The 7,903-nt window shown below is 63.5% G+C and carries 7 protein-coding genes; 5 read left to right on the top strand and 2 right to left on the bottom strand.

From position 1 onward, the window contains the following. Positions 1-14: 14 nt before the first annotated feature. Positions 15-2,243, bottom strand: coding sequence for a M1 family metallopeptidase (locus tag CCR82_RS16955; protein ID WP_201246995.1), 2,229 nt, complete (start codon positions 2,241-2,243; stop codon positions 15-17). Between the two features lie 89 nt (positions 2,244-2,332). On the opposite strand from CCR82_RS16955, the gene CCR82_RS16960 reads away from it, so the two are divergent. From CCR82_RS16960 to CCR82_RS16975, 4 genes are all read left to right on the top strand, one after another. Beyond that, positions 2,333-3,499, top strand: coding sequence for a ChaN family lipoprotein (locus CCR82_RS16960; protein WP_201246996.1), 1,167 nt, complete (start codon positions 2,333-2,335; stop codon positions 3,497-3,499). Continuing rightward, entirely contained in the window at positions 3,496-4,821 is a 1,326-nt protein-coding gene (gene trhP / locus CCR82_RS16965; RefSeq protein WP_242513569.1) for a prephenate-dependent tRNA uridine(34) hydroxylase TrhP, read from the top strand. Before CCR82_RS16960 ends, trhP begins: the two co-directional genes overlap by 4 nt. 117 nt (positions 4,822-4,938) lie before the next feature. Continuing rightward, positions 4,939-5,211 carry a BrnT family toxin gene (locus tag CCR82_RS16970; protein ID WP_201246997.1) on the top strand — a complete coding sequence of 91 codons (273 nt, stop codon included), beginning with the start codon at positions 4,939-4,941 and terminating at the stop codon, positions 5,209-5,211. A gap of 13 nt (positions 5,212-5,224) precedes the next feature. Beyond that, on the top strand, positions 5,225-5,515 hold the full coding sequence (locus CCR82_RS16975; protein ID WP_201246998.1) for a BrnA antitoxin family protein: 291 nt from the start codon (positions 5,225-5,227) through the stop codon (positions 5,513-5,515). Positions 5,516-5,559: 44 nt separating this feature from the next. Here CCR82_RS16975 and CCR82_RS16980 read toward each other — a convergent pair whose 3' ends face one another. Further along, complete coding sequence (locus CCR82_RS16980) at positions 5,560-5,868, bottom strand: hypothetical protein (protein ID WP_201246999.1); 309 nt, start codon at positions 5,866-5,868, stop codon at positions 5,560-5,562. Between the two features lie 140 nt (positions 5,869-6,008). Here CCR82_RS16980 and CCR82_RS16985 point away from each other — a divergent pair, with 140 nt between their 5' ends. Further along, positions 6,009-7,796 carry a CAP domain-containing protein gene (locus tag CCR82_RS16985; RefSeq protein ID WP_201247000.1) on the top strand — a complete coding sequence of 596 codons (1,788 nt, stop codon included), beginning with the start codon at positions 6,009-6,011 and terminating at the stop codon, positions 7,794-7,796. The last annotated feature ends 107 nt before the right edge of the window (positions 7,797-7,903 follow it).

The raw sequence follows: 7,903 nt of genomic DNA on the forward strand, positions 1-7,903 counted from the left end.
GAAAGCGGTCTAGGTCAAGGATTGGATGGCGCCGCGCTGCTCGCCGCAGGGTGCCCAGGCGTGGCATCGAGCAAGCTCGGGCGGCTTGGATAGGCCAGTGGCGGCCTCGCCTCGGAGAGCCAGCGTGTCAGGTTCGACTCGCCCGCTGGCCATTGACCTTTGCCGACGTTGGTCGGCGCCGAGCCTTCGAAGCGCAGATAGCCGTATTTGCCGTAGTGGGGGAGCTTGCGCGCCAGGCCGATGACCGCCTCGGCGCTGTCGGCGCCGATCCAACCCAAGGCCTGCGGGCCGCGACGCGTGCTGAGCACAGGGGTTTGCTCCGCATAGTCGGTATCGAGCAGCCTGAAGCGCCGCCGCGCGGGATCGAGCGCGAAGGTGCGCTGCTCGGCACCGATCGCAGCCAGCGTGGGCAGCCAACGGTTGCTCCAACCCAGCAGCCAGATCGCTCGATCCGAGGGTAACGCCTCGTGCTCGCTATCGAGCGCGACGGACCAGCCCGCCTGACCGCGCTGCCAGGCCTCGGCCAGTTGCCGATAGGCGGCGCGGAGCGCGGGCGGTGCCTCGCTCGGCACCAGGATCAGCCCGCGCTCGGCCCCAAACAGGGTACTCAGGGTCGGGGTCGCCTCGCCCTCGGCCAGCGTGCGGAAGCTATCGAAGCGCGGATCGACGGCGATCCGGGCTGGGCGCGCATCCAGCATCGTCGAGAACCTCGCCTCGCGCGCGTCCATCGTCACCCGCAGCTCGCTGGCGGCGCCGGTCTCATCGAGCAGCGCGATCGGCACCGGCAGCGGGAAGGGCTCGGCGGCTTGGGTCTGCTCGAGCCGACCGCTCAGGCGCCAGCGCCCGTCTTCGAGCGGCTCCACGGTGACCGCCGCGAGCGCCAAGCGGGGGGCGCCGGGGCGCGTCGTCCAGGCCTCGAAGAAGGCGTCGAGATCCGCCCCGGATTCAGCCTCGAAGGCAACCTGGATCGCGTCCCAGCTGGCTTCGGAGAAGCGGTTATCGCGGTAGAAGCGCTGAAGACTTCGCACAAAGGTCTGCTCACCGAGCTGGATGCGCAGCATGTGGAAGAGCATCAACGCCTTGCCGTAGCCGATCGCCTGCGAGGCGGCGCCGTGGCGGCCGTGGAAGGCGCTCAATGGCTGATCCTGGTGGTCGCGGACATGGTCCGCGTAGGCCTTGAGCTGGTCTCGGCGATAATCGCTGCCCTTGCCGGCAAGCGCCTGATTCAGATGATCGGCCAGATAGGCCGTCAGCCCCTCGCTCCAGTTGCCCTGCGCATGGTCGACATAGACGCCGTTGCCCCACCAGTTGTGCAGGATCTCGTGTGGATAGGACGAATGCAGGATGAACGGCAGCCGCAGCACCCGGGGGCCGAGCAGGGTGAACGAGGGCATGCCATAACCGGTCTCCCAGAAGTTCTCGACCAGCGCGAACTTGGCATAGGGATAGTCACCGATCAGCTGGCTGTAGCGCGCGAGATAGGTCGCGGTGGCCTCGAGGTAGCGCGCGGCGAGCGCCTCGTCGGCGCGGCGCAGGAAGGCCTGGGCCTCGGCGACCTCGGTGGGCTCGCGATAGAGCGTGAACGGGGCCGCGATCAGATAGAGCCCGTCCTGGGGTGCCGTCTCGCGCCAGCCGACGCGCACGCGCTCATCGTCTCTTTCAATACTGGGACCCTCGCCCTGCGAGACCGCGAGCCAACCGGCGGGTAGACTCACCCTGAGCGAGAGGGTTTCGAGCGTCCCCAGCACGCGCGGATACCAGCCGCTGTGGCCGCTCAGGAAGACGCCCTCCGGGCTGATGGTGCCGAGCGACTGCTGTCGCTCTCGGCCCATGCCTTCGCGCACGGCATCGAGATCGTGGCGGATGCGGCCTTGATAGCGCAGCCTGATCTCCCGCGCGCCGCCGGGCTCGGGGTCGGTCTCGAGCCGATATTGACGCAGATGGCCGCGTCTCGCCACCGGCTCCAGTTGGGCATCGCCGGCGATGATCTCGGGCTCCAGCGCCCGATGCAGTTGCACGAAGAGGGTGGCTGGCGCATCGGGCGGGAGGCTCAGGTAGTCAGTGGCGCTCAAGGTGCCGGCGTTCGGATCGAGCGTCACCTCGATCGCATGCTCGACGACCGGCGTGGAGGCGCTCGTCTCGGCCGCCGCAAGCGGGAGCACACTCAGCCCGAGCAGGCCGAGGCCCAAGAGGGCGCCGAGCGAGACGCCTGCCAGCCATCGGAACCTGTTGGAATCTTGCATGGTCGCTGTCACTTGAGAAGATGAATCGATGTTGCCCAGCGCGTCGAGTGCGAACGGCTCGAACCTCAGGCCCAACCCAAGAGATCACAATGACGCTGCGATCGCCTCTATTCTCTCGAATTCCGACCTCCCTGCCGAAGGCGCTGGTGCTGATGCTGATGTTAGCGATCAGCAGCGTGTCGGTCGCCAGCGCTGACGACACCGATCCGCAGACCAAGGTGCTCGATGTCTCCAGTCTCGGTGAACTCGATGACCTCATCGAGCAGCTTGCCGATGACCGGGTGGTGTTCATCGGCGAGACGCATGACCGCTACGAGGATCATCTCAATCAGCTTGCGATCATTCGCGGTCTACACGAGCGCGGCCACCCGATCGCGATCGGTATGGAGAGCTTCCAACAACCGTTCCAGGACCAGCTCGATGCCTACATTGCGGGCGATCTCAGCGAGACGCAACTGCTGCGCGAGACCGAATACTTCGAGCGCTGGCGCTTCGATTACCGGCTCTATCGCCCGATCCTACGCTATGCGCGCGAGCAAGGTATCGCGCTGATCGCGCTCAACCTGCCGCGCGAGATCACCGATCAGGTCGGCGATGGTGGGATCGCCTCTCTCACTGCCGAGGAGACCGCGCTGATCCCGACCGAGATCGATCGCGAGGATACCGCGTATCTGGCCCACCTGAAGCGGATCTTCGAGCTGCATCCGAAGGGCGATGACGCCTCGTTCGAGCATTTCCTCGAGGTGCAATTGCTCTGGGACGAGGGCATGGCCGAACGCGCCGTGCGTTGGTTGCGGGACAATCCGGAGTCGCAGCTGATCGTGCTCGCCGGTACCGGTCATGTCGAGTACGGTCGCGGCATCCCGAAGCGGGTCGAGCGGCGTCTGCCGGTGTCGATGTCGGTGGTGATGAGCGGCCGGCAGCGTCCGTTCGATCCGGCGATGGCCGATTACCTGCTCTATCCGCGCCCGGTCGATCTGCCGCAGATCGGGCTCATGGGGGTGATGTTGGATACCGACTCGGAGGGCGAGGGCGTTGCCGTGCAAGGCTTCGCGCAGCAGAGCGGGGCGCGTGAGGCCGGCCTCAAGGCGGGGGATCGCATCATCGCGATCGGTGATGTCGCGATCGACGCCTATGCCGATATCCGCATTGCGCTGATGGACAGCCAGCCCGGCCAACAGATGCCGGTCGCCGTGCTGCGCGATCTGCTCGTCGGCGGTGCCAAGCCGCTGCGCTTCGAGATCACCTTGCAATGATGTCCGCGCACGACCGATCGGGTGGTTCCACGCTGGCTTCGACTCCGATCCGGGCGCCGGAACTACTCGCCCCGGCGGGAACCTTGCGCAACCTGCGCTACGCGCTTGCCTATGGCGCCGACGCGGTCTATGCCGGCATCCCGCGCTACAGTCTGCGGGTGCGCAATAACGAGTTCGGCTCGCTCGCTGCCTTGTCCGAAGGGATCGCTGCGGTGCGCGCCGCCGGCAAGCGGTTCTATCTGGCCGCGAACCTGATGCCGCACGGTGCCAAGCTGGGCACCTTCCTGGCCGATCTGGAGCCGGTCATCGCGCTCGGGCCGGATGCGCTGATCATGTCCGATCCGGGGCTGATCCTGCTGGTGCGTGAGCGTTGGCCCGAGGTCGCCATCCACCTCTCGGTGCAGGCCAATACCACCAATGCCGCGGCGGTGCGCTTCTGGCAGCAGCAGGGGCTGCGGCGAGTGATCCTGTCGCGCGAACTCTCGCTCGATGAGATCGCCGCGATTCGCGAGGCTTGCCCGGAGATGGAACTCGAGGTCTTCGTCCACGGTGCGCTCTGCATCGCCTACTCCGGTCGCTGTCTGCTCTCGGGCTATCTGAACCATCGCGATGCCAATCAGGGCAGCTGCACCAATGCCTGCCGCTGGTCCTATCGGATGGGGCAGCCGGTGGCGTCGCCCGAGCGCCATCCCGAGGCCGATCAGGTCTGGCTACTGGAAGAGGCCGAGCGGCCTGGCGAATACATGGCCATGTTCGAGGACGAGCATGGCAGCTATGTGATGAACTCGCGCGATCTGCGCGCGGTCGAGCATGTCGCGCGTCTCAGCGCCATCGGCGTCGATGCGCTCAAGATCGAAGGCCGCACCAAGTCGCATTACTACACCGCGCGCGCGACCTCGGTCTATCGCCGGGCGATCGATGATGCCGCCGCCGGACGGGGCTTCGATCGCGACCTGCTCGACGAACTCGACGGTCTGGCCAATCGTGGCTACACCGAGGGTTTCCTGCGCCGACATGCCCCCTCGGAGCTGCAAAACTATGCCGCCGGCAGTTCGGTCAGCGCGCACCGCCAATTCGTCGGTGAGTTCGTGCGGATCGATACCGCCAGCGGTCTGGCCGAGGTGCGGGTGCGGAATCGCTTCGCGCCCGGTGATGAGCTGGAATGGATCACCCCGGCGGGCCTGTGGCGCTTTCGGCTCGAACAGCTGAGCGCGACCGATGGCCGACCTCTTGAGGTGGCCCCGGGCGATGGCTGGACGGTGCGCATCCCGCTGCCGGAGCAACCGCTCGCGGCGGAGGCGTTGCTGGCGAAGGTGCTTTGATTATCTTCCGCGCGGGCTCGCTCTGACGCCAGTACCCTAGGATTGCCTCAGACTGAGCAACGAGCAAATAGGGAACGAGATCATGGCATCCGGAAGGCTCTTAAGACAGGTCTAGACATGATCACCTGGGATGACGCCAAGCGGCGCAGCAACCTCGCCAAGCACGGCTTGGACTTTGCCGAAGCCGAGGCGATCTTCGATGGACCGATCTTTACCGAGCAGGACACTCGCGAAGCCTACGGCGAGCCACGGTTTAAGACGCTGGGCGTACTTCACGGCCGCGTCATCGTGCTCGTCTGGACCGAACGGGACGACGACCTGCAGTTGATCTCTCTGCGATATGGTGACAAGCGTGAAACCCGAGACTTCTTCAAACAGCTTCAGCCCTGAGCAGATACAGGCGATGATCGATGCGGCTCCCGAGGAGGCCGTGTTCGACCCAGATAACCCGCCGCTTGACCCTGAATTCTGGGAGAACGCGGTCTTCGTCGCGGGTGGTGGGCCGGAAGCGGTCAAGGCCGCGTTAGCTGAACAACGCCTCTTGCGCGGTCCACGCAAGGCACCGACCAAGATCCCAGCCACCATCCCACTCGACCCGGACGTGCTCGCGGGACTGCGCGCGACCGGCAAAGGCTGGCAGACGCGAGCCAACGCGGCACTGCGCGAATGGCTACAGCACCGCGAGCACTCCTAGCGCCTACGGACATCTCCCATCTTTAGATCCCAGCACCAGCCCTTTTAAGGTGATCCGCAGGAGGGGCCGAGGCCGAGCGCTCCCGCCAAGAGTTTAGCCGTCGAGACATGCGGCTTGCCGGTGTGCTTGGTTCGCGGCGTACGCGGTTTCTTCGGTCCGCGGGGGGTCTTGCGCAGCCGCTTCAGGTCGACGCCCTGGGCCAACACCAGCAGCATGGCACAGAAGCGCACCTGGTCGACCTGCGCAAAGACGTTCCAGTGTTCCTCCTCAACGGCGATATCGAGCCCCTCGGAGGTGCGTGCGATCTCGGCGGCCAGCCGAGAAATAACTAAACTGGCTTCTCTGTCACGCACTACATAATGCAGCAGTTGGGCGAGGGGGTCGCTCCGGTTGCGACCGCCAGAGGATAAAGCGGTACGATAGGCGCGGTGTTGAGCCCATGAGCCGTGCGGGACCTCAACAACGGCGCAATCTTGAAATACGGAGAAGTTGAATGGGCTCGAATAGCGTATGGTTTGCCGACGCAGCGATGCGTTACCTTGCAGAGAAGGATGCGGCCGTGACGGATCGCGATGATCCACAGTCTCCGCCCATCGATACCCCCACCGCTTTCTACACCCTGACTGACGCCACACCGAATGAATTCTTCCTGGCTCCGGGCTTGGATGCCCAGATCCTCGGAACCACTGCCGGCAAGACCATCAACATTCCCACGGGAGCTGCCGCCCGTGGAGTCGATCCGGAGACCACCGTCAACCTCCAAGGCGCCAGTGCTGAGTACAACCTGCAACGCAACGGCACCACGATCGAAGTGCGCGATGCGGGAGATGACAGCCTGATTGCCTCCCTGAGTGCCTCCACCACCACCTCCTCCAGTCTACGCTTTCATGATGGCGCCGTGCAGCTAGCGGTCGAAGACAACCGCATCGCCATCGGCGGCAGCGTGCTCAACGACGGTGAGCACATCGGCGGCAGCGCGCTGACCCTCAACGACACGCTCACCTCCAGCGGAATCTTCAGTGGCACCAATGACCTGCCTGGTAGTGAGACAACAAACGCCTTCCTGACGCTGACCGATACGAGTCCAGAGACTTTTACTCTCGGCGCAGGGCTGGTACTGACGCTGTTGGGCAATAGCGCTGGCAAAAGCCTCAATGTTCCCATCGGCGCCGGCGTCGACAACGTCGATCCTGCCACGACGCTCAATCTCGAAGGCATGAGCACTGGCTTCACCTTTGCCCGCAACGGGACCACCCTTGAGGTGCGTGACACCGCTGGGAACCTTACCGCCTCGCTCAACGCCTCCACCACCGAGACCAGCCTCCTGATCTTCGCCGACGGCTTCATGGAGCTCGCTGTTGTCGACAATCAGATCACCCTTGGCGGGACACCCTTCACCGACGGCCTCAGCGTTGCCGGCAGCACGCTAAGCGTTGACGAGAGTCAGACTTCGGAGGCGGTCTTTGGCACTGATGAGCCAGCACAGACCATCGAGCATACGTCTTACGAGCAATTCATGCTCGAGTTAGTAAATCGTGCTCGTACCGATCCTCTAGCAGAAGCTGCCCGCTATGATATCGATGACCTGAACGATGGTTTAGCTGCCGGCACACTGTCTGGTCTTCCCATGCAACCCGTGTTTAGTCATTCGTTACTGATCGACGCTGCGCGCGCTCATAGCGACTGGATGCTGGCGTCTGATATCTTCAGTCACACGGGTGAAGGTGGATCATCGGCGGGTGATCGGATGGAGGCTGCAGGCTATGCATTCGTTTTGCCCTGGACTTGGGGGGAAAATTTGTCTTGGACAGGAACCACGAGCGCGCTTCCGAGCGATCTCACTGATTTCATTTTGGATCAGCACGAAGGGTTGTTCCGCAGCCCGGGGCATCGGGGAAATCTCCTGAACGAGGATTTCCGCGAGATCGGTATCGGTCAGTCGTTGGGTGAGTTCACGTCTAACCAGGCGACTTTTCAAACTTCAATGATCACCCAAAACTTTGCCGCTTCAGGCGACGAGGTCTTCTTGGGAGGCGTGGTATATGAGGATTTCGATGATAATGATTTCTACACCCCAGGCGAAGGTTTAGACAATATCACCATCAGCCTGCCCGACTTAGGCCTGGAAACCCGAACATCAGATGCGGGCGGTTATCAGCTCGCCGTTCCTTCCGGGACGCATGAGGTCGTGTTCTCGGGCACTGCGTTTGACAGTGACAGGCTTCAGACCGTCACGATTGGTGACCAAAACGAAAAACTTGAGACGCTGTACAGGAACTAACTATCTGATATATAATACATAATTTACGGCTCATGGGGCGATTTTTTGACCAAACCCCTTTTCATTCGGAGCAACCGGTATGACTTCAGACGGCGCTCATCCACGTG

This window comes from Halochromatium salexigens, assembly GCF_016653295.1.
Classification (GTDB): domain Bacteria; phylum Pseudomonadota; class Gammaproteobacteria; order Chromatiales; family Chromatiaceae; genus Lamprobacter; species Lamprobacter salexigens.